The 24,254-nt window shown below is 67.8% G+C and carries 27 protein-coding genes and 3 pseudogenes; 17 read left to right on the forward strand and 13 right to left on the reverse strand.

Annotated elements, in window-relative coordinates; translation table 11 throughout:
• The 3 genes and pseudogenes from A5706_RS34630 to aceA form a co-directional block, all read right to left on the reverse strand.
• Positions 1 to 277, reverse strand: a pseudogene (locus A5706_RS34630) (carboxylesterase family protein); the annotation flags it as partial.
• Between the two features lie 113 nt (positions 278 to 390).
• Positions 391 to 615 (reverse strand): hypothetical protein, encoded by a 225-nt coding sequence (locus tag A5706_RS28145; protein ID WP_068138615.1) that lies wholly within the window; start codon positions 613 to 615, stop codon positions 391 to 393.
• A gap of 246 nt (positions 616 to 861) precedes the next feature.
• The gene (gene aceA, locus A5706_RS28150) at positions 862 to 3,150 is read right to left on the reverse strand and encodes an isocitrate lyase ICL2 (RefSeq protein ID WP_068138698.1); all 2,289 of its coding nucleotides are present in this window, start codon (positions 3,148 to 3,150) and stop codon (positions 862 to 864) included.
• Between the two features lie 130 nt (positions 3,151 to 3,280).
• On the opposite strand from aceA, the pseudogene A5706_RS34635 reads away from it, so the two are divergent.
• Positions 3,281 to 3,436: pseudogene (locus tag A5706_RS34635) on the forward strand (hypothetical protein); the annotation flags it as partial.
• Here A5706_RS34635 and A5706_RS28155 read toward each other — a convergent pair.
• Positions 3,387 to 4,097 (reverse strand): MBL fold metallo-hydrolase, encoded by a 711-nt coding sequence (locus A5706_RS28155; protein WP_068138618.1) that lies wholly within the window; start codon positions 4,095 to 4,097, stop codon positions 3,387 to 3,389. The pseudogene A5706_RS34635 and the gene A5706_RS28155 overlap by 50 nt on opposite strands.
• Before the next feature lie 141 nt (positions 4,098 to 4,238).
• On the opposite strand from A5706_RS28155, the gene A5706_RS28160 reads away from it, so the two are divergent.
• The 4 genes from A5706_RS28160 to A5706_RS28175 all read left to right on the forward strand — a co-directional run bounded on the left by A5706_RS28160 (position 4,239) and on the right by A5706_RS28175 (position 7,250).
• Positions 4,239 to 5,243 carry a medium chain dehydrogenase/reductase family protein gene (locus A5706_RS28160; protein ID WP_068138700.1) on the forward strand — a complete coding sequence of 335 codons (1,005 nt, stop codon included), beginning with the start codon at positions 4,239 to 4,241 and terminating at the stop codon, positions 5,241 to 5,243.
• A 36-nt stretch (positions 5,244 to 5,279) separates the two neighbouring features.
• Positions 5,280 to 5,723, forward strand: coding sequence for an SRPBCC family protein (locus A5706_RS28165; RefSeq protein ID WP_068138619.1), 444 nt, complete (start codon positions 5,280 to 5,282; stop codon positions 5,721 to 5,723).
• Positions 5,724 to 5,773: 50 nt separating this feature from the next.
• A complete protein-coding gene (locus tag A5706_RS28170; protein WP_068138620.1) occupies positions 5,774 to 6,373 on the forward strand; it encodes a YbhB/YbcL family Raf kinase inhibitor-like protein in 600 nt (199 codons plus the stop codon).
• A 106-nt stretch (positions 6,374 to 6,479) separates the two neighbouring features.
• Positions 6,480 to 7,250, forward strand: a complete 771-nt coding sequence (locus A5706_RS28175) for a hypothetical protein (RefSeq protein WP_197518012.1) — start codon at positions 6,480 to 6,482, stop codon at positions 7,248 to 7,250.
• On the opposite strand, the gene A5706_RS28180 is transcribed toward A5706_RS28175, so the two are convergent.
• Both A5706_RS28180 and A5706_RS28185 read right to left on the reverse strand, forming a co-directional pair.
• Positions 7,247 to 7,795: a TetR/AcrR family transcriptional regulator gene (locus A5706_RS28180; RefSeq protein ID WP_068138623.1), complete on the reverse strand. Its 549-nt coding sequence runs from the start codon at positions 7,793 to 7,795 to the stop codon at positions 7,247 to 7,249. The two genes, A5706_RS28175 and A5706_RS28180, sit on opposite strands and share 4 nt — an antisense overlap.
• Positions 7,792 to 8,124: a DUF962 domain-containing protein gene (locus tag A5706_RS28185; protein ID WP_068138626.1), complete on the reverse strand. Its 333-nt coding sequence runs from the start codon at positions 8,122 to 8,124 to the stop codon at positions 7,792 to 7,794. The genes A5706_RS28180 and A5706_RS28185 overlap by 4 nt, the downstream gene beginning before the upstream one ends.
• Positions 8,125 to 8,211: 87 nt before the next feature.
• Between A5706_RS28185 and A5706_RS28190 the strand changes: the two genes are divergently transcribed.
• Complete coding sequence (locus A5706_RS28190; RefSeq protein ID WP_068138629.1) at positions 8,212 to 9,015, forward strand: alpha/beta fold hydrolase; 804 nt, start codon at positions 8,212 to 8,214, stop codon at positions 9,013 to 9,015.
• Positions 9,016 to 9,081: 66 nt separating this feature from the next.
• Here the strand turns inward: A5706_RS28190 and A5706_RS28195 are convergent, their stop codons facing one another.
• Entirely contained in the window at positions 9,082 to 9,975 is an 894-nt protein-coding gene (locus A5706_RS28195) for a LysR family transcriptional regulator (RefSeq protein WP_068138631.1), read from the reverse strand.
• Positions 9,976 to 10,068: 93 nt separating this feature from the next.
• Between A5706_RS28195 and A5706_RS28200 the strand changes: the two genes are divergently transcribed.
• A complete protein-coding gene (locus tag A5706_RS28200; RefSeq protein WP_068138635.1) occupies positions 10,069 to 10,461 on the forward strand; it encodes a tautomerase family protein in 393 nt (130 codons plus the stop codon).
• Positions 10,458 to 11,468, forward strand: coding sequence for a nitronate monooxygenase family protein (locus A5706_RS28205; RefSeq protein ID WP_068138640.1), 1,011 nt, complete (start codon positions 10,458 to 10,460; stop codon positions 11,466 to 11,468). Before A5706_RS28200 ends, A5706_RS28205 begins: the two co-directional genes overlap by 4 nt.
• On the opposite strand, the gene A5706_RS28210 is transcribed toward A5706_RS28205, so the two are convergent.
• From A5706_RS28210 to A5706_RS28220, 3 genes are read right to left on the reverse strand one after another with little or no spacing between them, the layout of a single operon-like run.
• A complete protein-coding gene (locus A5706_RS28210) occupies positions 11,417 to 12,130 on the reverse strand; it encodes a hypothetical protein (protein ID WP_068138643.1) in 714 nt (237 codons plus the stop codon). The genes A5706_RS28205 and A5706_RS28210 overlap by 52 nt on opposite strands.
• A gap of 27 nt (positions 12,131 to 12,157) precedes the next feature.
• A complete protein-coding gene (locus tag A5706_RS28215; protein WP_068138646.1) occupies positions 12,158 to 13,591 on the reverse strand; it encodes a class I adenylate-forming enzyme family protein in 1,434 nt (477 codons plus the stop codon).
• A gap of 9 nt (positions 13,592 to 13,600) precedes the next feature.
• Entirely contained in the window at positions 13,601 to 14,290 is a 690-nt protein-coding gene (locus A5706_RS28220; RefSeq protein WP_231985447.1) for a hypothetical protein, read from the reverse strand.
• A 200-nt stretch (positions 14,291 to 14,490) separates the two neighbouring features.
• Here A5706_RS28220 and A5706_RS28225 point away from each other — a divergent pair, with 200 nt between their 5' ends.
• From A5706_RS28225 to A5706_RS28260, 8 genes and pseudogenes are all read left to right on the forward strand, one after another.
• Positions 14,491 to 14,973, forward strand: coding sequence for a carboxymuconolactone decarboxylase family protein (locus A5706_RS28225; protein WP_068138652.1), 483 nt, complete (start codon positions 14,491 to 14,493; stop codon positions 14,971 to 14,973).
• 19 nt (positions 14,974 to 14,992) lie between these two features.
• The gene (locus A5706_RS28230; RefSeq protein WP_068138654.1) at positions 14,993 to 15,622 is read left to right on the forward strand and encodes a nitroreductase family protein; all 630 of its coding nucleotides are present in this window, start codon (positions 14,993 to 14,995) and stop codon (positions 15,620 to 15,622) included.
• Complete coding sequence (locus A5706_RS28235) at positions 15,622 to 16,116, forward strand: SRPBCC family protein (protein WP_068138656.1); 495 nt, start codon at positions 15,622 to 15,624, stop codon at positions 16,114 to 16,116. The genes A5706_RS28230 and A5706_RS28235 overlap by 1 nt, the downstream gene beginning before the upstream one ends.
• A gap of 103 nt (positions 16,117 to 16,219) precedes the next feature.
• Entirely contained in the window at positions 16,220 to 16,702 is a 483-nt protein-coding gene (locus A5706_RS28240) for a DUF4262 domain-containing protein (RefSeq protein WP_068138658.1), read from the forward strand.
• Positions 16,703 to 17,024: 322 nt separating this feature from the next.
• Positions 17,025 to 17,435: pseudogene (locus A5706_RS34640) on the forward strand (Fur family transcriptional regulator); the annotation flags it as partial.
• Between the two features lie 382 nt (positions 17,436 to 17,817).
• Positions 17,818 to 18,339, forward strand: a complete 522-nt coding sequence (locus A5706_RS28250; protein WP_068138703.1) for a hypothetical protein — start codon at positions 17,818 to 17,820, stop codon at positions 18,337 to 18,339.
• A 16-nt stretch (positions 18,340 to 18,355) separates the two neighbouring features.
• A complete protein-coding gene (locus A5706_RS28255) occupies positions 18,356 to 19,348 on the forward strand; it encodes an FAD-dependent oxidoreductase (protein WP_082964697.1) in 993 nt (330 codons plus the stop codon).
• Positions 19,345 to 20,127: an enoyl-CoA hydratase/isomerase family protein gene (locus tag A5706_RS28260; RefSeq protein WP_068138660.1), complete on the forward strand. Its 783-nt coding sequence runs from the start codon at positions 19,345 to 19,347 to the stop codon at positions 20,125 to 20,127. Before A5706_RS28255 ends, A5706_RS28260 begins: the two co-directional genes overlap by 4 nt.
• A gap of 14 nt (positions 20,128 to 20,141) precedes the next feature.
• On the opposite strand, the gene A5706_RS28265 is transcribed toward A5706_RS28260, so the two are convergent.
• Together A5706_RS28265 and A5706_RS28270 are read right to left on the reverse strand one after the other, a co-directional pair.
• Positions 20,142 to 20,534, reverse strand: a complete 393-nt coding sequence (locus A5706_RS28265) for a phage holin family protein (RefSeq protein WP_068138663.1) — start codon at positions 20,532 to 20,534, stop codon at positions 20,142 to 20,144.
• Between the two features lie 29 nt (positions 20,535 to 20,563).
• Positions 20,564 to 21,631, reverse strand: a complete 1,068-nt coding sequence (locus A5706_RS28270; protein WP_068138665.1) for an amidohydrolase family protein — start codon at positions 21,629 to 21,631, stop codon at positions 20,564 to 20,566.
• Between the two features lie 131 nt (positions 21,632 to 21,762).
• Between A5706_RS28270 and A5706_RS28275 the strand changes: the two genes are divergently transcribed.
• A complete protein-coding gene (locus A5706_RS28275) occupies positions 21,763 to 22,959 on the forward strand; it encodes an MFS transporter (RefSeq protein WP_369831967.1) in 1,197 nt (398 codons plus the stop codon).
• A 2-nt stretch (positions 22,960 to 22,961) separates the two neighbouring features.
• Here the strand turns inward: A5706_RS28275 and A5706_RS28280 are convergent, their stop codons facing one another.
• Positions 22,962 to 24,251, reverse strand: coding sequence for a competence/damage-inducible protein A (locus A5706_RS28280; RefSeq protein ID WP_068138672.1), 1,290 nt, complete (start codon positions 24,249 to 24,251; stop codon positions 22,962 to 22,964).
• Between the last annotated feature and the right edge of the window lie 3 nt (positions 24,252 to 24,254).

Genomic DNA, 24,254 nt, shown 5'->3' on the forward strand with positions numbered 1-24,254 from the left:
CCGGACGCCGGAACCGCAGGTCGCCGACGGGCGGCGGGGCGTAACGGATGCCCTTCCAGCCGGGGACGCTGCCACCGCCGCCGCCCGGACCACCCCCGCCAGTCGGGCCGCCCGGCGCCGTGGACGGCGCCACGCTGGTCGTCGTAGTAGTGGTGGTGGTCGACGGCGTTGTGCTGCTGCTGCTCGGCCCCTTATTGCCGCCGCCACATCCGACTGCGAACACGAGCATTGCCGCGCCGCCGAAAAGCGCTACGGCATTCCTAGCCCCAGATCTCATCGCCAAATCCCCACTCTCGAGTCGCGCCGCTGTAGCTGCGGACCACTTCTCCGTACCCGGGCATGGGGGTGCACAAACGAGTCGGAGCGCTAACGGTGGGGAACTTGGTCGGCTTAGCAGTCGAGGCCGGAAACGCACGCGGTGAGAGTGGCGATGTGCACGCCGCTGCCGCCGGCGAGAGCGGTCGTGCCCGGGTGGGTCCCGGTCGCGCTGGGCGACGGGTGCGGCGCCGGCGACGACGCAGTGGCCGCCGGGCTAACGCCGCCGAATCCGATTGTCGCCGCGAGGACGGCCGTTCCGCCGAACACCGCGATTGCCTTCTTAACCTGTGCCTTCATGGGTCCGTCCTCTCCTCGCTGGGTCGCTTGTTACAGCTAATCATACATATGTGCAACTATTGCTACAAGAGAGAGTTTTCAAGGCATATAAATTCTCGAGGGAGGCAACTTGGTCGCCAGATTTGGGGCCAGGCTCGCCGCACGGGCGGGCCGTCGCGCGGATCGATTGCGCGCGCGACGACATGAACTCGGCAAAGGGCGCGGCACGGTCAGCAAAGTTCGCGACGTAACCCGCCGCGAACCGCCCTACCCTTCCTTGGTGATCAGCTTGCGCAGCGCCACGCGGTCGGGAGTCAGAAGCTCGGCAATGCGCGGGCGGTTCACCTCGGCGACGATGATTTCGCCGACCTCTTGATAAACCTCGCTGAAGATGCCGTGGGACTTCATCTTCGAGGTCTGATAGAGGTTGTCCTCGGTCGGGGTGACGTAAATGACGGCGTCGGCCTTGAAGCGGTGCACCAGCCAGAGGTGGATCAGGGTCATGAGCCGCTTCTGGCGGAGCTTCTCGGCGAACGTGTTCTGGTCTCGGACCTGAAGGATGCTGCGGCCATGGCGATCCTTGATGGGATCGACGACGACATTGGCCAACTGCTCGTCCCCGTTGCCGTAGATGCCGAGTTCCAGCACGTCCGAGCCGGCGCGACGGGGCCGCAACTGCACGCGAAGCTTCTCGCCCAGCTGGTAGTGGTCGCTCCAGAGCGCCAACCACTCCTCCAGCAGCTTCTTCGGCACCTCGGTCTGCACGAGATGCTGATGCTGGGTCGAGCCCTTCCCCATGGCCTTGGTGGTTGCGGTCCGGCCGGACGAGGCAGCCAGTGCCGCGTCGCTGCGCGGGCCGCCGACCAGGGTTTGCGGCGTCCGGTACGGCGACTCGACCAGGCGCATCTTGCGCTGCAGGCGCGCCAGCGCCAGCATGCCGTCCTGCCGCAGGGCGGTGGCGAACTCCTCGGCGGCGACGCCGTCGATCTGGTGCCCGCCGTAGGTGATGAAGTTGAAGACGAAGCCCATCTTCCCGAGCTCGACGGGGAATTGCTTCATGTCCTCGTCGCTCATGCCGGTGGTGTCCCAGTTGAACGACGGCGAGAGGTTGTACGCCAGCATCTGGTCGGGGAACTCGGCGTGTATCGCTTCGGCGAACTCCCGGGCATCGGCCAGATCCGCGGTCTTCGTCTCCATCCAGAGGATGTCGGCGAACGGTGCGGCCGCGAGCGACTTTGCGATCGCATACGGGATTCCGCCCCGCACCTGGTAGTAGCCCTCCGGAGTCCTTGCCAGCTCGGGGCTCCAGTCTGGCGCGGCTCCTAGCTCCCTCGCCTTTTCCCGGGCGGCGTAGTGGGACGTCCGTGCGGCGAACTTCCGCCACTCGTCGGCGGTCATGGGCGCCGGCTCGCCTTCGCGTTCGCCGAAGGCGAGGACTTCCGCCACTGCATCGCTGTAGGTCATCAGCCCGGCGTCGTCCTCCCAGGCAGCGACGAACCGCGACTCGACCTGATCGAAGAGGTCGTCGATCGAGTCCTTACCCTGCTCCCGCCAGGTGTTGACGGCGTCGGACACCACGCCGAGGATCCCCTGCCGCTCGAGCCACGCGTTGGCGATGCCGTACTCGCTCTCGGCGAGGGCATATAAAAGGTGACCGTTCAACTCCTTGACGCCCAGCTCGTAGAAGCGCCGCATCAGCGCCAGGAAACAGGCCTTATAGGAAGGAATGTCCAAGTTGGTGGCTCCGAGCAGGAACGCCTGGTCACGCTCGTCGGAGTTGCTGTCGATCAGGTTGGCCGCTTCGGCGTCGGTGCGCGCGACGATGATGCCGGGCACCCGCATGACGTCGAGCTGGAACCGGGCGGCGTTGAGCCGCTTGATCTGTTCGTCCGACGGAACCAGAACCTTGCCGCCCTGATGACCGCACTTCTTGGTGCCCGGTCGCTGATCCTCGATGTGGTAACCCGGCACGCCGACCTCGACGAAGCGGCGGATCAGGTTGCGCACGTGCGGATCACCGCCGTGACCGGTGTCGGCGTCGGCAATGATGAACGGCCGGTAGTCATACTGTCTGGCCGTGGCGCGCTGCCGCTCGCTCATCTGTTGCAGCTGGTACTGCTGATTGCGGTCCGCGGTGAGAAGCGCGCGCACCAGCACCGCGGCATCTTCGGGCACCTGGCTCAACGGGTAGCTGGCGAGGTCGGGTCCCGGGTCTTCGGTGGTGGAGCCCTTGGCCGAGGTCGCCCAGCCGCCGAGGTAGATCCCCTCGATGCCCATCCGCTTCATGCTGACCGCCTGGCCTGGTGAATACGGGCCGAACGTCGTGATGCTCTTCTTCGCCGCGAAGAGTTCGCGCAGCCGGTCGTAAAACGCCGCGGCCGCTTCCCGCGCCACGGTGTAGTCGGTCGGAATCGTCCCGCGCTGCTCGGCGACTTGACGGGCCGTGTAGAGGCGCGTGATCCGGGCAAAGCGCGAACTCTCGAAGTACCGCTGCGTAGCCTCGACGTCCTGTTCGAACGGCGTGCGGACCTCGGTGTCCGTTTCGATGATGGCCATGGGGTTTCGCTCCTCTTCGGCAGACTCCGCTGACCGTGAGTTTATCCCCGGACGTGGCGGTTGAATCAGGGGTAAATAGTCCCGAGCCGCAACTGTGGCCATGCCGTACTCCGCGCGCGTGATACCCGGCAAGGGGCTGGTTGCGTTGACGATCGAGCCGCCGGTACGGGCGAAAGTGTGGATCAGGTCGGTGACACTGCGCTGCTTGTGGGTCAGCGTGATCGATCCGGACGCCCTCATCGCCGCCTGCCGCGGGCGCTCAACCAATCCCGCTGGCGGCGGATGAACGCGGCGCCGACGGCCCTCCCGTGGCCGGGCACGTAGACCGCTTGGGGCCCACCGATCTCGAGCACCCGATCGAGGGTTGCCGGCCACGCCGCCACGTCGGAATCGGCGTCGATCGCGGGGTCGGCGGATTCCTCGACGAGATCACCGGTGAACACCACGACCGGGCCGGCACCGTCGTCGGACGCCACGACGACCAGATCCGACGTGGTGTGACCGCGGCCCGGGTGGGCGATCGTCGCGGTTCGGTCCCCGAGGTCGATGACGGCGTCATAGATCCCGTGCTGCGGAGGGCGCAGGGCGGCGATCGCGCGGTCGATCTCGCCCGCGTCGGCGCCGTTGCTCAGCGCGTCGACGCGAAGCTCCTCGGTCCCCGTCGATAGGCAATCGACGACCTCGGGCGCGCAGTACATGTCGGCATCGGCGAACACCGACGAGCCCAGGACGTGATCGAAGTGCTTGTGCGTCAACACAACATGGCTAACCGAGCGTCCCGCGACCTCGCGGACGTCGGCGTCGATCGCGGCCGCTTCGGCGAGCGTGGAACCGGTGTCGACGAGCAGCGCACCGGTTCGGCCGGCTATCAGGCCGACCGTGACGTCGCAGAAGGGAAGCCGGCAGCGATGCACGCCGGCGGTCAGCTCCTCCCAAGCGAAACGCACAGGGAGGACGCTAGCGCCGTTCGGGTACAAAACATGTCGAAAAACGTTGACACGTCGGAATCTCCCGACATGCATTCCGCGGGTTCGCCGGCGTTACCGCGCGGGCCTGAGGCGCCCGGCGGCGTGTGCGACCATCACACGATGCGCGCAGTCGTCATCACCAAGCACGGCGACCCGTCGGTCCTGCGGGTCCAGGAGCGACCGGACCCGCCGCCACCGGGCCCCGGGCAGTTGCGGGTCGCGGTGCGCGCGGCCGGGGTCAACTTCGCCGACCACCTGGCCCGCGTCGGCCTGTATCCGGACGCGCCGAAGCTGCCGGCAGTGGTCGGCTACGAGGTCGCCGGGACGGTCGAGGCCGTCGGCGACGGCGTCGACCCCGACCGCGTGGGCCAACGCGTGTTGGCGGGCAAGCGATTCGGCGGCTACGCCGAGGTGGTCAACGTGGCGGCGAGCGATTCCGTCCCGCTGCCCGACGCGTTGAGCTTCGAACAGGGCGCCGCCGTCCCGGTGAACTACGCGACCGCCTGGGCGGCGCTGCACGGTTACGGGTCGCTGCGCGCCGGCGAGCGGGTGCTGGTGCACGCGGCGGCCGGCGGGGTGGGCATCGCCGCCGTCCAGTTCGCCAAGGCGGCCGGCGCCGAGGTGCACGGCACCGCGTCGCCCGCAAAGCACCCGAAGCTGGCCGAGCTGGGTGTCGACCGGGCCATCGACTACCGCCGCGACGGCTGGTGGACGGGCCTGGGGCCCTACGACCTGGTGCTCGACGCGCTCGGCGGCACGTCGCTGCGCCGGTCCTACGCGCTGCTCCGCCCGGGCGGAAGGCTTGTGGGCTATGGTATTTCGAACATGCAACACGGCGAGAAGCGCTCGCTGCGTGCCGCCGCGCCGCATGCCTTGGCGATGCTGCGCGGTTTCAACCTGCTCGACCAGCTCTCGGAGTCGAAGGCGGTGATCGGGATCAACATGCTGCGGCTGTGGGACGACCGTGGCACGCTCGAGCCGTGGATCACTCCCCTGGCCAAGGCGCTCGACGACGGCACAATCGCTCCCGTCGTCCATGCCGCGGTCCCGTTCGCCCGGGCACCGGAAGCGCACCGGATCCTGGCGGCCCGGGAGAACGTCGGCAAGGTGGTGCTGGTGCCGTGAGTTTCTAGCACCGCGGCAACGGCTATCTAATCCCTCATGGCTATCACCGATTCCCGCGAAGTCGTCATCGACGCGACGCCCGACGAAATCATGGACGTGCTGTTCGACCTCGAGTCCTTGACCGAGTGGTCCTCGTTTCACAAGAAGGTCGAAATCCTGGAACGCGACGCCGACGGCCATCCGAGCAAATCGCGGCAAACGGTGAAAATCGTCGGCGTCAGCGACGAGCAGGTGCTCGACTACTCCGTTCACGACGACGGAGTGGGCTGGACGCTGGAGAGCTCCAAACAGCAGCGCGCGCAGGAGGGCCGCTACACCCTGACGCCCGACGGCGATTCCACCCGGGTGCGTTTCGAGCTGACCGTGGACCTTTCCGCCCCGGTTCCGGGATTCCTGGTCAAGAGGGGGGCCAAGGGTCTGATGGAAACCGCGACCGACGGCCTGCGCAAGCGCGTGCTCGAGGTCAAGGGGGGCAAGTAGGTCCGAACGAGTCCTTCCCGACCGACCGTCGGCGAGCGACACTGTCCTGTATGGAATCGCTTCACCGCTTCGCGCCGGTCACCGCCGGGCTGGCGCTCCTCGTCACGCTCACCGGCTGCGGCGGCCAGGGCGGCAGCCATTCGACGGCCCCGCAGACACCGAAGGTGACGACCCTCGGCCGGACGGTCGTCGAAGCGCCGGGCACCGGACCGGTGACGATCAGCAGTCCCGCGTTCCCCGACGGCGCACCCATCCCCGCGCAATACACCTGCAAGGGGGCCAATGTCGCGCCGCCCTTGACGTGGTCGGCGCCGTTGGGCGGGGCGCTTGTGGTCGACGACCCGGACGCGCCGCGCGGACCCTACGTCCACTGGATCGTCGTCGGAATTCCGCCCGGTCCCGGAAGCACCGCGGACGGCCAGACCCCGGCCGGTGCCAGCAGCCTGCCGAACTCGGCCGGGCAGGCCGGCTACAGCGGGCCCTGCCCGCCCGCCGGCACCGGGGTGCACCACTACCGGTTCACCCTCTACCAGCTCCCCGCCACCTACCAGCTCCCCGCGGGACTCGCCGGTGCCCAAGCGGCGCAGGCGATCACGCAGGCCACAACCGGACACGGACAGGCACAGTTCACCGGAACCTTCGAAGGCTGATGACCCAAGCGGGGGCGCCATGCCGGCACAACCGACGTTAGATGTAACGCGGGCAATACAACTCGGCCAGCTCGTCGACGCGACTTACGCGACATCGCCCGGCGACTTGACGAACAAGGCCGGGCTGGTCGTGAACGCCGGCGGCGTCGACTACACCGTGGTCGCCACGATCTACGCCAACGATCTGGCGACCGACATGAATCCGGCCCGCGCCGACGACGAAGTCTCCATCGGGCTGATCTGCCAGGAAGACAAGACCGGCGACGTGGCGATCGCGATCCGCGGCACCGAAGGGTGGCTGGAATGGATCCACGACGTCGAATTCGGGCTCGTGCCATGCCCTTTCCTGACGGGCGCCGGGCACACCGAGGACGGCTTCACCGACATGTACGAGTCGCTGCGCACCGGGGCCCAGTCGGGTTCGCCGAAGGTGGTCGACGCGCTCGCGAATCTTACGTTCCCGCAAGCCGTCGGCTCCGTGACGATCTGCGGGCACAGCCTGGGCGGAGCCTTGGCGACGCTGCTCGCCCTCGATCTGGCGGCCAACACGACCTTCGCAGCTCCCGCCGTCTACACGTATGCCAGTCCGCGCACCGGGGACTCGCTGTTCGCCGCCACCTTCGACCAGGTGGTGAAGAACTCGTTTCGGATCGCGAACCGGTTGGACATCGTCACCGCCCTGCCTCCCCCCGTCGACTACGAACACGTGCTCAATCCGACCTGGCTGAACCCGATTCGGTTGCTGCCGCTGCCACCGAAGGTTTTGGTCAAATACTCGGTGGCGTGCGAACATTCGCTCCCGACCTACCTGTACCTCCTGTCGCTGCAATCGGGCGGCCCGACGCTGAACCTGGAGCCCGCCTGCAAGCCCTCCTAGTCCGCCGGTGTCCGGGTGGCGAGCCGAATTAACCCGCGGCGCAGCTGCTTGTCGCGCTTGCCGGCGGCGAGCTCGATCAGGGCGATCTCCGCGACCGCCGCGACGAGCAGCGCCGCTACCGGTTCCGGGGACGCCCAGCCGAGCGCGACGAGATCGGGCACGATCTGCGCGGCCGCGCTGTCGTTGCGGGCGGCCACCAAATCGCTCAGCCCGGCCTCGGTGCGTGACTGCACAAGCAACGCCTTGGTGGCCGGCTCGGCCAGGCAGCCGTCGAGGTAGGCGTTCATCCCCGCCTCGAGCCGCTCACGGCCGGGCGGCAGGTCGGCGCCGGCGGCGGCGATCGAGTCCTGCAGGTCGTCATGGAACCGAGCGTGCAATGCCCGCACGTATTCCGAGCGGCTGGGCCAATGCTGATAGAAGCTGCCCTTCGCCATGCCGGCCTCGGCGACGATCGCGTTGACTGAGATCCGGGCCAGGTCGGCCGTTCCCAGCAGCCGCTGCCCCGCGTCCAGCAGCGCATTGCGTCCTGGCTCAGGCGATCTCATCGCGCGGCCGCCCTGCGCTGACTGCGGCGGGCCAGCATCTCGCCGTACTGCTCGCAGACGTGGATCACACCGGTGAGTTGATAGGTGATCCATCCCTTGTGGGTCGACGGGAGGTTCTTCTCGAACACCCGGTGCCCGATGATCTGCAGGGCCCACCCGCCGACGAACATCGCGGCGCCGACTCTCGGCTTGGCCCACACCAGCGGGAGGCCGGCCGCGATGATCGGCGTGCCGATCAGATGCGTTGTCCGTACCCCCTTCGAGGTGTGCTGGGTTCGGTAGTAGGCCATCTTGTCGGCGAACGGCGCTTCGGGCGGCGGGGCTGGCATCGCGGGTCCCTTCTTGTCACGGCGGTCTTCGCGTTGTAGCGTAAGTCATGACCGACCAGTCGGTCAATCTTGGCGAGAGGAACTTCCATGGCGATTGTTCAAACCCGGGCGGGGCGCGTTGCCTACCACGAATCCGGCAGTGGCCCAACCGTTTTGCTGCTTCATGCCACGCTGCACGACCGACACGATTTCGACCCGATCGTCGAGACCCTTGCCCGCAACTACCGCACCATCGCGGTGGACTGGCCCGGGCACGGCGAATCCGATCCGGTCGAGTCCCCCATGGTGGCCAGCGCGCCGCTGTTCGCCGACGTGCTGGAGGACGTCGTCGAGGGCCTGGGCGTGTCGGGCGCGGTGTTTATCGGGAACTCGGTCGGCGGGTTTGCCGCCGCGCGGCTGGCGATCACTCGCCCCGAGTGTGTCGCAGGCCTCGTCCTGGTCAACACGGGCGGGTTTGTGCCCTTGAACCCGGCGGTCCGGGGCTTCTGCCGGGCGCTCGGCACTCCGGCGTTGTTCCGGCGGGCCGCCCCCCTCTTCGTCCGCGGCTACATGAAGGCCAAAACCGACGACGACCGGCGGATCGTCGAGCGTGCGACCGCGGTGGCGAGAACGCCCGAGGGCGTCCGCACCGGAGCGGCGCTGTGGCGCAGCTTCGCCACCCCAGAGCACGACCTGCGTGACCGGGCCGGTGAGCTGTCCGTGCCCACGCTGATCGTGTGGGGCAAGAAGGACATCGCCATACCGCTGCGTGCGGGTCGCGCGACCCACGACGCCATCGCCGGGTCCCGCCTGGAGATCCTCGACACCGGTCACGTGGTCTTCTCGTCGGACCCCGGCGGCTTTCTCGCCGTCGCCGAGCCGTTCCTGGAATCGGTCAGCCTGCGGCGGTGATCGACGCGTCACCGCGTCGCGACACTGCACTGGCTGCGAGGACACGCCGAGAAACGTGACGGTCCTTTAAGTTTCGCGAGCAGGAACTCCCGGTAAGCGCTGCGCACTCTCGACGGCCGCCTCGACGAAGCGGCGTAGGGCGGCGTTGCGGCCCCGCGGCAGAAACACCAGCGCCACCGGGCTCGGGGGCGCTCCCCGCAGCGGAATGAAGTGCACCCCGGGGTGGATATTGCGCCGGACGGCGACGTCGGGGATCACGCCGAGGCCGCGATCGGCCGCCACGGATTCGATCCATTCGTCGAAATTCGCTGTCTCCACGATCGTTTCCGGTCCCGCGCCGGCGGCCCAGGACCACGGGCCGGTGGTGCCGCTGGTGGTGTTGACGACCAACGGCCACCGCGGCACCTCGGCCCAGTCCAATTCCGATCGGTCCGCCAGCGCCGAATGCACGGAGCACACCGCGACCCGAGACTCGTTGAACAGGTGCACGACTCGCAGGCCCGCCGCCGTCAGCCGCCCGCGCACGACGGCGACGTCGACCTTTCGCTGCTGCACCGCGCCCAGCGCGTCGTCCGTGCGGACCAGCCCGACCGCGGTTCCGGTGGCGCGTTCGAAGCGGGCGAGGGTGTCCTGCGCCCACGGGTCGGGCAGCAACCAGCTGAACCCAAGGCGGATCACGGCCTGCTGTCGCACCGCGCAAAACCCTCGTTCCAGCTCCGCGAGGACCCGTTCGACGTGGTCGAGGAACGTCCGGCCGGCCTGCGTCGTCTCGACGTGCCGCGAACTGCGGTCCAGGAGCGTCACCCCCAGCGCGTCCTCCAACTGTTGAATGGTGCGGCTCAGCGCCGGCTGGGTGATGCTGAGCTCATCCGCGGCCTGCGTGAACGACTTGAGTCGCGCCACCGCCTCGAACACCCGGAGGTGGCGCAAGTCGACCCGGCCGCTGTCCAAACCGCCCATGCCTGACAAGCATAGATCGATTACATCGGGCATTTCACAGCGGCTTTCGGCGGGCCTAGCGTCGGAAGCAGACCAAGGACTGAAGGAGCCACAATGCCGCTGCTGTACATCGACCTCATCGAGGGCCGCAGGCCGGAGGAACTTCGGGCCCTCCTGGACGCCGTCCACGACACCGTCGTCGAAGCGTTCGGGGTGCCGCCGCGCGACCGCTACCAGGTGGTGCGCACGCATCCGGCCCACGAGATCGTCGCGTGGGACACCGGTCTCGGCATCACCCGCTCGGCGGGGCAAGTGATCGTGCACGTGGTGAGCCGGCGCCGCACCCGCGCGATGAAGGAGAAGTTCTACGAACTGCTGGTGACCAACCTGTCCGAGAGGTGCGGGGTCGACCCGGCCGACGTGATCGTCTCGATCACGGAAAACGGCGACGAGGACTGGTCTTTCGGATATGGACGGGCCCAGTTCCTCACCGGAGAGTTGACATGACGCTCACCACCCGACTCACGGAATTTTTCGGGATCGAACACCCGATCCTGCTGGCCCCGATGGCGATGGTCTCGGGGGGCCGGCTGGCGGCGGCGGTGACGGCGGCCGGCGGGCTCGGCCTCATCGGCGGGGGTTACGGCGACACGGCATGGCTGCAAAGCGAATTCGACCGTGCCGCCGGGACACGGGTGGGAGCCGGGTTCATCACCTGGAGGCTGGTCGGCAACCCCGGGCTGCTCGACGAGGTCTTGGCGCGGCAACCGGCCACCATCATGCTGTCGTTCGGTGAACTGCGGCCGTTCGCCGACCGCATCCGCTCTGCCGGCGTTCCGCTCACCGTCCAAGTGCAGAACCTCGACCACGCGCGCCAGGCCCTGGACGCCGGCGCGGAAATCGTTGTGGCCCAAGGCGGCGAGGCCGGCGGGCACGGAATGACCGGCCGCTCCACCTTCACGCTGGTGCCCGACGTCGCCGACCTCGTCGCCGCGCGCTCGCCCGAAACGCTGGTGGTGGCAGCCGGCGGCGTCGCCGACGGCCGCGGCCTGGCCGCGGCGCTGGCGCTGGGCGCCGACGGTGCGCTCGTGGGCACCAGGTTCTGGGCGTCCACCGAAGCGCTGGTGTCGGCACGGGCCCAGCAGCGCGCCATCGGAACAAGCGGCGATCAGACCGTCCGCACCCGGGTGTATGACCTTGTGCGGCAGCTGGATTGGCCTGCCGAGTACACGGTCCGGGCGCTTGGCAACCCCTTCCTCGACACCTGGCACGGCCACGAGGAACAGCTCTCAGGTTCGCTCGCGGAGGCGGTCGAAGCCTTCCAAACGGCCACGGCCGCGGAAGATTTCGATACCGCGGCCATCATCATCGGCGAGGCGGTCGGACTCGTCCGCCAAATCCGTCCCGCCGCCGACATCGTCCATGACATGGTCGGCGAGGCCGGCAAGATTCTCTGCGGTGCTCAGTACAGGGGTGACCAGCTCGACGTGCGCAGCAGCCGGCTCTGCCACTGATCGCGGTACTTCAGGGCCTCGTACATGTAGCTGCCCGGCGCGCGGTGCTCGGGCGGGGTCTCGGTAGTCAGCAGGTGCACGAGCGCCGCATAGTTGTTGGCGTCTTCAATCTTCTGCCACAGCATGGCCTCTCGCCGACGATGGCTCCCGTGCGCGACCTGGAAGCACGCCTGGATGTCCAGGATGCGCATCCCGCGTGGGGCTTTGGAAAGCACCCGGTAGTAGATCTCGTCCCACATGCGGATGTAGTCGTCGAGTGGGGCGGAGGGCCAGCCGGTGTCCTCCATGAACAGGCTCAGCGGATGAGTTGCACCATCGATGGGGACGCTGGCCAGGTCGACCGTCTGCAGCGGTGACCAGGAGACGGGCAGCAGCATCTTGCCCGTGACGTCGTGGCGCAGGCTGTCCAGCTCGCGCATCCACGGGCGAAGGTCGCCGCCCTGGGCACGCTGAACCAGGCTTTCCCACGCCGCGCCGTCGCTGATTGCGGTGATGGTGACGACGTTGTAGGACACCCCGGAGCCGTGGGCGTGGTTGGTGTACCACAGCAGCCGGGCATCGTCCCCCTTGGCCAGCATGGGCATCCAGCCGTCGCGGTAGGCCGCTTCGAACTCCTCCTGGCGAGAGCCGACCACCTTGTGGGTCTCGTGAAGAAACAGCACTGGCACTCCCTGAGTTCAGGCACTAGCTCATGTCTCGTGCAAGATGAGCGCGGCGATCTGGCGGCGGCTGACCTTGCCGGTCGCGTTGTAAGGAATGCTGTCGACGATCGCCAGCCGCTCGGGCAGCTTGAAGTAGGCGATCAGCTCGCGGCAGTGCGACCGCAGCTGCTCGAGTGTCACTGGGGCACAAGCGACTACGGCCGCCCCGACCCGCTGGCCGAGCTCGTCGTCGGCGACGCCGGCCACCGCGACGTCGCTCACCGCAGGATGGGAACGCAATGCCTCCTCGACTTCGACCGGGCCGAACTTCTCTCCCCCACGGTTGATCGTGTCACTGCGCCGGCCGCACGGGAAGATGTAGCCGTCGGCATCCCGGCGGGCGAGATCGCCGGTGTGCAGCCACCCTTCGGTGACGTTCTGCGTGGTGTTCACCCACAGTTCGCCGACCGTTCCCGTTGGAACGTCGTCGCCGGTGACGGGGTCCACCACCCGCACGTCGACCCCGGGCAGCGGCCGGCCCACCGAACCGGCCCGGGCCGGGTCCCGGTGGTCTTGAGGCAGCAGGGTCGTATAGGCCCCGAGCGTTTCGGTCTGGCCGAACACGTTGGCGAACGCGACGTGCGGAAGCGCGGCCATCGCCCTGCGCACCAACGCAATTGGCGCGGCGGCGGCCCCGTACGCGATTGCGGCCAGGGACGACAGGTCGCTGGTCGCAAAGTCGGGGTGATCGAGGATGCGCTGCAGCATCGTCGGCACCATGAAGGTGGCCGTGACCCGGTGCTGCGCCACCAGCCGCAGCCACTCGCCGGCGTCGAAGCGCGGCTGCACCACCGACGTGTTGCCCGAGTACAGACTGCCGAGCGTGCCGAGCGAGCCGCCGACGTGAAAGAACGGGACACACATCATGCCCACCGCGGGTGCGGCGTCCGCCCGGAACGGCGCGGCCATTCCCTTGATCCGCGCCGTCAGCTGCCGGGCGGAGATGCCGACGGCCTTGGGGAGTCCGGTCGTACCGCTGGTGAACAGCACCAGGGCCTCACCGTCCCCGGCGGGTGGGTCGGGCTCGACGACGCCATCCGCGAGGTCGGCGGCCGTCAGGACGGTCGGCGCACCCGCTTCGCGCACCCGCTGCGCGTACTGCTCCCCCGCGACCGCGACGTCGGCGCAGCCGGCGTTTTTCAGCAGTCCCTGTAGTTCCGGCGGCGTGAGCGCGGGATTCATCAGCGCGGCCGCGGCGCCGACGCGCGGCGCGGCGAGCAGGGTCGCGATCGACATGAGGCTGCCGTTGTCGACGACCGCGACCCGCTCGCCGGGCGATACGCCCCGGTCGGCCAGGGTGGCGGCGCACCGCCGAACCGTCGTCGCCAGTTCGCCGTAGCTGATGCTGCGCCCGTCGATGATCAGGGCAGCCCGGGCGGGATCGCCGATGGCGGCGGCCTCGTGGATCGTCCCGGTGTTCATTCGCGGTCCCTAATGCAGCGGCGACCAGGCGGAGGTTCGAAGCAGCCGGCTGGTCCACTGGTCGCGCAGGTCCAGCGCGTCGTACATCCAGGTCCCGGGGGCGCGGTATTCGGCGGGGATGTGGGTGCGGAGCAGATCGAGCAACGCTTCGGGCCTGCTGATGCGCTGCATCAGGATCACCTCGCGGCGCACGTGGCTGCCGAGGGCGGGCTGGAACGAGGCGTGCATGCTCAGCATGGATGACGGTTGGTCGAGGCTCTTGGCGTAGACCTCGCCGCATCTGACGATGTATTCCTCGAACTTGTCCTCATACGGCCACATGGTGTCCTCCATGTAGAGGCTCATGTCGTGCTCTCGCCCGTCGACCGGCACCTCCTCGAGGCGGACCTCCTGCAGTGGCGACCACGGGAGCGGCACCAGCAGCTTGGCGTCGACCTCGTGGCGGAGCTCGTCGAGGTGGCGCATCCACTCCTGGAGATCGCCCTTCTGGACCCGCTGGGTCAGACGCTCCCAGGCCGCGCCGTCGCGGACGGCGGTCACGGTGATCACCGTGTAGGCGGGTCCACTGCCATGCGCCTGGTTGGTGTACCACAGCAACCGCGCGTCGTTCCCGGCGGCGAGCATGGGCATCCAGCCCGTTCGAAACGCGGCCTCGAAGTCATCTTCGCTGCGGCCACGGACCTTGTGCACCTCGTGCATGAACAGCACGCGCCGACCTCCACATTCGGGACGCCCGCCCGATGAGCGCCCTCAATCAACGGACCGTAGCCAACCAGATTTTCGCGGCGGCGCCGGGTATGCCTATGCATTGATCGCAGGCGGGAGCCGACCTAGACAGTCCAGTTGAGAATCTGGTTTGCTCCACTAGGTAACGATCTTCCGCGGGCAGGAGTTCACGGATGGCCCGAGTCAACGTTCCCGATGGCCCCGGCGGCGAAGCCGCCATGATCTGGTCGCTACGACCGCAGCTCGGCTCGATGGTCGAGCGCATGATCCGGGGCGCATACCAACAGAGCATGCTGCCGGCCGAGGAGCGGGAGCTGGCCCGGATGCGAATCGCCCAGATCAACGACTGCGTCGCCTGCTCGGACTTCCGTGCCCAGTCGGTCCTGGACGCCGGGGTCGCCCCCGAGCTGTACGACAACGTCGCCGCGTACGCCAGCTACCCCGGTTACACCACGCGCCAGCGCCTGGCCATCGAGTACGCGGAGCGCTTCGCCACCGATCACGCGTCGATGGGCGACGCGTTCTTCGACCGGCTGCGGGAGTCATTCTCCGACGAAGAGATCCTCGATCTCACGCTGTGCGTCGCGGTGTTTCTCGGCCTGGGGCGTTCGCTGACCGTCCTGGGTGTCGACCAATCCTGTGCCATCGACCTCTGACCCCGTCGGGAAGGACCCAATGGACCTCGCCTCCGTCGACGAATTGCTGACCACCACACGGGCGGTGCGCAGACGCCTCGACCTGAACCGGCCGGTCGGACGTGACGTGATCCTCGAGTGCATCCGGCTCGCCATGCAGGCCCCCACCGCCAGCAACGCACAGGATTGGCGATGGCTGGTGATCACGGACGCCGACAAGCGCGCCGCGATCGGCGACATCTACCGCAGCGTCGGTGCGGAGTACCTCGCGTACGCGGCCAAGGAGGCGTCCGATCCCCAGACCCAGCGCGTGTACGCCGGCGCGCTGGCCCTGACCGACACGCTGGCCCGGGTCCCGGTGCACGTCATCCCCTGCCTGGATAACCGCATCGACAACTCGAACCTGCTGACCGCCGCCTCCGCCTGGGCGTCGATCATCCCGGCCGGCTGGAGCTTCTTGCTGGCCCTGCGGTCGCGTGGGCTGGGATCGGTGTGGACGACGATGCACCTGGCCAAGGAGCAACAGGTGGCCGAGCTGCTCGGCATCCCGCCGACGGCCACCCAGGCCGCGCTGTTCCCGGTCGCCTACACCATCGGCACCGACTTCCGGCCGGCCTCGCGCCCGCCCGCGGAGACCATCACTTATTGGGATTCCTGGGGAGAGAGCTGATGCAGTCCTACACCGTACGATTCCATGTCGATGCGCCGCCGAAAAAGGTGTGGCGGGTGCTTCATCCGCCGGTCCCGCCGGACGCGCCGCGGCCGCGGGTCCTGAAGTGGCCCACCGGCAGCATGGAGATCCTCAACGAAGGCAACGAGGCCGGCGAGGGCTTGGTGCGCACCTGCATCTTCCCGGTGCCCAAGTACTTGCTGTCCGGCGGCAAGGGGCGGTCGTGGGAGAGCGTAACCGAGGCCGAGATCAACAAGCTGTCGCGCTATGTGGCCGTCGGCGCGCCGTTGTGGTCGCGCGCCGAGGGTTATCACGAACTCGAGGAGCAGCCCGACGGCACGACGGTGCTGACCTTCCATGAGACCTACCACGCCTACAACCCGGTGCTGCGCTTCTTCCTGGAGCGCCCCGTGCACGCGAGGATTTCTCGCGACAACCTCGAGGTGTACGAGCATGCACTGGGCTACGCGGGGAAGGTGCGTCGCCTCACCTAAAGCACTTCTCCTACAACGTGTTTCGCATGCGCGGGCCGGGCGTCCCAAACATGTCATACCCCGGGTGCATCGTTGCGACAAGCACGATGAAAGGGGACACGCGATGTGCTGGAAGTGTGACAATCCGGGCGGCACCACCGAGGAGTACCTTGCCGAACTGCGCCAGACGATGCTTGAGACCGGTTGGGCGGTGCAGTACGTCGAGAGCGATCGAATGCCCTTCGCCTACACGGTCGGGCTGACCCGCTACGGGCTGCCCGAGCTCCTGGTCACGGGCGTCACACCGCGCCGAGCGGCGCAGATGCTGAACACCCTCGGTCGGCGAGCCGTGAAGGGCGAGCGGCCGTCACCCGGCATGCGGATCGCTCTTCCCGCCGGCGCGCTCGTAGAAATGGTCGAGGTCGACCATCCCGACGTGTATTTGATATTCGCGGGCGCGATCTTCGGCGACGAGGTGACGGCGCTGCAGGTGGTGTGGGTCGATTCACGCGGACACTGGCCGTGGTCGCCGAGCTTCAACAACGGTCGAGGCATTCAACCGGTGCTGGGTGCACGGGCCGCACCCGGTGCCGCCGAAGCGCCATAGTGGCCCCTGCAAACCCGATGAGTGAACTGTCGGTACGCTTCGGAGGGAAATTCCATCCTGGTGGAATGCCTTTGTGGCTCAGGGGAATACACGATTATTCTGCGGTCAGCACCGAGATCAAAAACCCGGAACTAATTGTGCGAAAACGCACCATCGCGGGCACAATGTTCCTAGCCTTGGCTCCGCCGTGAAAACACCGTTCCCATGCGGTTGTCACGGGCGGCACAACATCGGTGCTTTCCCGGCCCGACGGAAGGGGTCAGTGGCTTTGATTAACTCCAGCAATGGGATCCATTCCCGAAAAGACTTGCATGTCGTGCAGGTGTCCTTGGCGGCGAATTTCACCCAAAGCCTGCGCAACGCCGACCTCCGCGTGACCCGCCCGCGAATCGCGGTCCTGTACTCGGTTCACCAGAATCCGCATTCGGACACGGAAACGATCATCCGCCTTGTGCACGACTGCCTGCCCGACACGTCCCGACAGGCCGTGTACGACATCCTGCATGCGCTGACCGACGCGGGGCTATTACGACGGGTACAGCCGCCGGGCTCGGTTGCGCGCTACGAAACTCGAGTGGGCGACAACCACCATCACGTGGTCTGCCGGAGTTGTGGGGCCATCGCAGACGTGGAGTGCGCCATCGGTGACACGCTTTGCTTGACCCCTTCGGATGCCAACGGCTTCCACCTCGACCAGACCGAGGTCGTCTATTGGGGCCGATGTCCCGACTGTTGGGCTTCGGACGGGTTGCGAGCCGACGATGCCAACCACGACGATGCCAACCACGACGATGCCAACCACCCCGCCACCCACATCCCGGATCAAATGCCGTGCCCGAGCGACGACCGCCCGCCCACCCACAACATCGGCCAGCCGGTGCCGGCGCCGGCCGCGGCGACTACGGGATGGGTTGCCCCCGGCCCGCTCGCGCCCAATACCGCGTTGAGGGCGGCCGGAATCGGGACAGGCGGGCTGGGCGCCAACGCCGGTTGGGCTCGCTACGACATCGCTGATGCCACGGTGGCCAGCAACGGGCCTCGCGTCGAGCCTGCCGTTCCGCGCTCGGGCAACATCGATGTGAAATGAGTTGTTCGCGCCGGTAAGCTGCTGGTTCATGGGGTTCAAGGTGAAAGCATCCGTGGCGGCGCGAGGTGCCGCCGCCGGGTTGCTGCTTGCGGGCTGGGCCGTGTCGGCCGGGGTGGCCGGCGCCGATCCGGAGCCGACGCCGCCGTCGCCGTCTCCGGCAGCCTCACCCGGACCGTCGCCTTCACCGGCCGCGTCCCCCGCATCGGCACCGAAGACGACGATCGACCACGACGGCACGTACACGGTGGGGACGGACATCGCGCCGGGCATTTACAGCTCGGCCGGGCCCGTCGGCAGCGGCACCTGCTACTGGAAGCGGACGAGCAACCCCGACGGCAACCTCGTCGACAACGCCATGAGCAAAAAGCCGCAGGTTGTGCAGATCGATCCGGGCGACAAGTCGTTCAAGACGACGGGCTGCCAGCCGTGGCAGCTGACCCCCGACGCCACCGTGCCCCCCGAAGCGCCGCCCGCGGGTGTGCAAGGCACTCTCGGCATCCTCAACGGGCTGCTCGGCGGCCAGAACGGCCAGCAACCCCCCCACTCCTGACGAGAGCTTGCGGCCATTGGCAAGTGATGCGGGTGACCCGCAGGAGATCGTCGTCGTCGGCGCCGGCGTCAGCGGTTTGACGTCGGCGATCTGCCTGGCAGAAGCGGGCTGGCCAGTGCGGGTGTGGGCGGCCGCGATGCCACAACAGACGACCTCGGCGGTGGCCGGCGCGGTGTGGGCTCCCCCGCGGCCCGCCGAACGCGCCGCGGCGACCCTGGGTTGGAGCGAGCACTCTCTGCGGGTGTTCCGCGAACTGGCCGGCGACCCGGGGACCGGCGTTCGTATGGCACCGGCGCTGGCCGTCGGGGAATTCATCGGCGCCGAGGCGGCCGCGCCGGCGGCCAAGCTCATACCCGACCTGCGGCCGGCCGATCCGGCCGACGTCCCGGCGGGCTTCGGCGCCGGCTTCCGCGCCACGATGCCGATGATCGACATGCCGCGATACCTCGATTACCTGACCCGGCGCCTGGCCGCGGCCGGCTGCGAAATCGAGGAGCGCCCGGTCGGGTCGTTGGCCGAGGCCGCCGACGCCGCACCGATCGTGGTCAACTGTGCCGGGCTCGGCGCCGCAGCGCTGACGGGCGATGACACCATGCGGCCGCGGTTCGGCCAGCATGTCGTGCTGGCCAATCCCGGTCTGCGGCAACTGTTTATCGAGCTGAACGAGGCGGCGGAGTGGACCTGTTTCTTCCCCCACCCGCAGCGGGTGGTGTGCGGCGGCATCAGCATCCCCGACCGCTGGGACACCACCGCGGACCCCGAGGTGACCGACCGCATCCTGCAACGCTGCCGCCGGATCGAGCCACGCCTCGGCGACGCCGAGGTGATCGAGACGATCACCGCGCTCCGCCCGGACCGGCCGTCGGTGCGGGTGGAAGCCGAGCCGCTGGGGCGGGCTCCCCGACAAGCACTGTGCATCCACAACTACGGCCATGGCGGCAACGGCGTAACCCTCTCGTGGGGTTGCGCGCGCGACGTGGTGCGTCTGGTCGACGGGGTCGCGCGGTGAGCATCGACTACCGGCTGGACGACCACGTCGCCACCATCACCATCAACCGCCCGGAGACGCGAAACTCGTTGGATATGGCGCACTTTCGCGACTTGGCCCACGCGTGGGCGGCGTTCCGCGACGACGAACGGGCCTGGGTGGCGGTAATCACCGGCGTCGGCCGGGACTTCTGCACGGGCGCCGACCTCAAGAAGTTCATCCCCGAACTCACCGGTGACCTGCCGCGGCCCGACGGGTGGAACAAGGACGACGCCATCCACGCCGTCCTGCATCGGTTCCCCGTGTACAAGCCGATCGTGGCCGCCGTGAACGGGACGTGCGTCGCGGGCGGCTTCGAGATGCTGACCTCCACCGACATTCGAGTCGCCGTTCCCGAGGCGCGTTTCGCGGTGATGGAGCCCAAACGCGGCCTGTTCGCCGGCGGCGGAAGCACCGTGCGGCTGCCCCGGCAGATGCCCTACCCGCTGGCGATGGAGCTGCTGCTGACGGCCGACATGGTGGACGCTGAGCGGGCCCTGGCCATGGGGCTGATCAACCGGGTGGTCCCGGCGGATCAACTGATGGACACCGCATACGACTTCGCCGCGCGCATCGTTGCCAACGCTCCCCTGGCGGTCTTCGCGACGAAGCAGTCGGCCGTCGAAGGGTTGGCGCTGGATCTCAAGTCGGCCTACGACAACGAAACCCGGCACAGCGACCGCGTTTTCGAGACTGAGGACGCTAAGGAGGGGCCGCGCGCGTTCGCCGAGAAGCGACCGCCGCGCTGGCGGGCCCGCTGAAGGTTTAGGCGCCGTCAGGCCCGGGTGACGTCGCGGATCACCAGCGACAGCACCCAGCTCACGATCGACAGCAGGATGGCGGCCCAGATCGCCGTCCACCAGAAATGGTCTATCTGCAGTCCCCAGTGCGTGGTGTGCGCGGTGATCCATGCGGTGATCCACAACATCAGCGCGTTGATCACGATGTGGATGAGCCCGAGGGTCAGGATGTAGAGGGGAATCGACAGAAACTGCACGACCGGCTTGATGAACGCGTTGACCAGACCGAAGATCACGGCGACAACGAAGATGATGCCCGCCGTCTGCAACGTGGTGGTGCCGCCGACGAATCTCATTCCGTGCATGAAGAGGGTGACGATCCACATTGCGATACCGGTGAGCGCGGCGCGAAGCAGGAAAGGTCCCATGCGGGAGATCCTGCCACCCGGCGGCCTGTTTAGTTGAGGTTGTAGAAGCGCTGCGCGTTGAGGCCGCCGATCTTTTCGCGTGCCTCCTCGCTGATGTCCGCGCGGGTTCGCAGGTGCTTGGTGCTCTCCGGCCATTCGCCGTCCCAGTGTGGGTAGTCGCTGGCGAACATGATGAAGTCGGCGCCGAGCACATCGATCACGCCGGGCAGGATCGGTTCCTCCGGCTCGCACGTCACGAAGATGTTGCCGGCGGCCAGGTACTCGTGCGGATCGCGACGCCAGCCGCGCTCGACCCAGTCACCCCGCTTCTCGTAATGCTCATGCAGACGATCGATGAAGAACGGGACCCACCCCGCGCCCGCCTCGAGGAAGGCGACCCGCAGCTGGGGATGCCGCTCGAAGACGCCGCCGGAGACCATCGCGGTCATCGCCGTCATCTGGTCGAAGGGAAAGCTGATGCAGTGCACCTGAATGTAATTGGTGAAGCGGTCCACGCCGATCTTCGGCAAATGGATGCCAGGGGCACCGTGCACGCCCAGCGGCATTCCGAGTTCGACGGCGGCGGCGTAGAACGGATCGAGGTCGGGGTGGTCGAGGTTGCGGGTCTTGAGGGCCGGCGGGACCAGCATGGCCACCAGCCCGAGTTCTTTGGCTTCCGTCATGACGTCGATGGCCGCCTGGCCGTGTTCGATCGGGGTGACGGCGACGCCGAGCAACCGGCCTTGCGAGGACGCGCAGTAATCCGCGATCCACTGGTTGTAGAGCCGCGAGAATCCCGCGGCGAACTCCGGATCCTCGAGGCTGGGGGCGCACAGGCCCATGCTCGGATACAGCACCATCGTGTCGATGTGATCGCGGTCGGCGTCGCCCAGCACCCCCTCGGGTGTGCGGCAATTGATGTCGGGTGCCTTGCTGATCCCGTGTTCGGGCGGGCAACCCGCACCGGGGCCCTCGTCCTCCGGATAGTTGCGGCCCTCGAACACCAACCGCAGGCGGCCGTCCGTGCTGGGCTTGACGTGGTCGGGCCAGCGTTTGATCGCTTCGATCGCCAGCGAGGAGTTCTCGGCGACGTGTCCATCGGCATCGATGATTCGCATGTATCCGGAACTTACTCTCGCGCATCGCCGCCCGGTACTGCAACGATGCTGAAGTGACAACACAACCTTCTCGGCAGAAGTTGACCGCCGATCAGCGGAATTCGTTCGTCGCGGCGTTGCTCGGCTGGACGATGGACGCCTTCGACTACTTCATCGTCGTGCTGGTCTACGCCGACATCGCCAAGACGTTCCACATCAGCAAGGCGGAGGTCGCGTTCGTCACGACCGCCACTCTCTTCATGCGGCCCGTCGGCGCGCTGCTGTTCGGGCTGTGGGCCGACCGCGTCGGGCGGCGGCTTCCGCTGATGGTCGACGTGATCTTCTACTCCGTCGTCGGGTTCCTGTGCGCGTTCGCGCCGAACTTCACCGTCCTGCTGATCCTGCGTTTGCTCTACGGCATCGGGATGGGCGGCGAGTGGGGGCTGGGGGCCGCGCTGGCCATGGAGAAAGTTCCCGTCGAGCGGCGCGGCTTCTTCTCGGGGTTGTTGCAGGAGGGCTACGCCTTCGGCTACCTGCTGGCCAGCGTCGCGTCGCTGGTGGTGATGAACTGGCTGGGCCTGTCGTGGCGCTGGCTGTTCGCCTTGAGCATCATCCCGGCGCTGGTCAGCCTGATCATCCGATACCGGGTGGAGGAATCCGAGGTGTGGGAGGCCGCGCAGGACCGGATGCGGCTCACCAGCACCAGGATTCGCGACGTGCTGCGCGACCCGGCGATCATCCGCCGTTTCTTCTACCTGGTGCTGCTGATGACGGCGTTCAACTGGATGAGCCATGGCACCCAGGACGTCTACCCCACCTTCCTGGGCGCGACGAGCAATCATGGCGCGGGCCTGCACAGCGTTACGGTCAAGTGGATCGTCATCGTCTACAACGTCGGCGCCATCATTGGCGGGCTGTTCTTCGGCACGATGTCGCAGCGGTTCGGCCGCCGCTACACCATCATCTTCTGCGCGTTGTTGGGCCTGCCGATCGTGCCGCTGTTCGCCTACTCGCACAGCGCGGCAATGCTGTGCCTTGGCTCGTTCCTGATGCAGCTCTGCGTGCAGGGCGCGTGGGGGGTGATCCCCGCTCATCTCACCGAGATGTCCCCGGACGCCATCCGCGGCCTCTACCCCGGCGTGACCTACCAGCTCGGGAACCTGTTGGCCGCGTTCAACCTGCCCATCCAGGAACACCTGGCCGAGACGCACGGCTACCCCTTCGCGCTGGCGGCGACGATCGTGCCGGTGCTGATCGCTGTGGCCTTCCTCACGCTGATCGGCAAGGACGCCACGGGGATTCGGTTCGGCACCTCCGAAAGCGCGTTCCTGCCAACCGAAATGAGGTGAGGCTACTCGGCGCCGCTCAGGATGCGCAGCAGCAGGTGCATCGCCACCGTCGTCGACCGCTCGCGGACGTCGGAACGGTTGCCGGGCAGCCGCAGCGTTCTTGTATTGGTCCGGCCATCGGCGAGCACCACGCTGAAACAGACTGTGCCGACGGGCTTTTCCGGGGTTCCCCCGCCCGGGCCGGCGATCCCGGTGATCCCGACGGCGGTGTCGGCGCCGAAGCGCTTGAGCGCGCCTTGTGCCATCGCCTCGGCCACCGGTTCGGACACCGCGCCGTGCTTTTCGATCAAGGCCGGGTCCACGCCGAGCAGTTGCGCCTTCGCGTCGTTGGAGTAGGACACCACGCCGCCGGTCACGTAGTCCGAGGAACCGGCCCGGTCCGTCAGCCGCGCCGCCAGCAGGCCCGCGGTGCAGGATTCCGCCGTCGCTATCCAGCGGCCTTGCAGCAACCGCGCCACCAGGTCGTCAACCCTCGAACCGTCCTCGGAGTAGATCTGCCGTCCGTGCCGCTCGCGCAGCAGCTCGGCCAGGCGCGCATAGGCGTCCGCGGCGTCCGGCTCGTAGCGGGTGACCATCTCGATCTCGCCGCGGCGCAGGCAGGTGGTGATCTCCAGGCGGTCAAAGTCGGGGACGGCCTTCTCGGCGTCGCGCAGCGTCTCGGCCAGCCCCGACTCGGGCAGCCCGAACATCCGGATCGTCTCCTGGCGGTAGGTCGTTCGGCCGGCGATCGCCTGCTGCGCGGCGGGTGTCTCAATTGCCCTGTGCCACATGGGCTGAAGCTCGCGCGGCGGTCCCGGAAGCACGATGACCGTCGGCTTGCCGGGCACCACCACACCCGGTGCGGTGCCCACCGGGTCGAGCACCTGCGCGCCGTCGGGGATCATCGCCTGTTTGCGGTTGGCGGCCCTGATCGACTCGAAAGTGCCGGGGTCCAGAGCGGATTGGTACGCGGGATTGCGGCCCATCAATTTCTTGAGGATCTCGGCGATCTTGTTCTCGGTTGCCTCGTCGAGTACGAGCTCGCGGCCGCAGAAGCGCGCCACCACCTCGACGGTCATGTCGTCGGCCGTCGGGCCCAGGCCGCCGCTGGTGACGATCAGGTCCACGCCCTGCTCGGCCATGAAGCGCAGCTGCGCCTCGATGTCGGCGGGGCGGTCGCCGCAGATGGTGATGTGCGCCAGCTCGACGCCCAGCTCGAGGAGGCGATCGGCGATCCAGGGCCCGTTCGCGTCCTGGACGCGCCCGGTGAGGACCTCGGTTCCGGTAACGACTATCCCTGCGCGTGCGCTCACCGG

The sequence above is a fragment of the Mycobacterium sp. E796 genome, assembly GCF_001672815.1.
Classification (GTDB): domain Bacteria; phylum Actinomycetota; class Actinomycetes; order Mycobacteriales; family Mycobacteriaceae; genus Mycobacterium.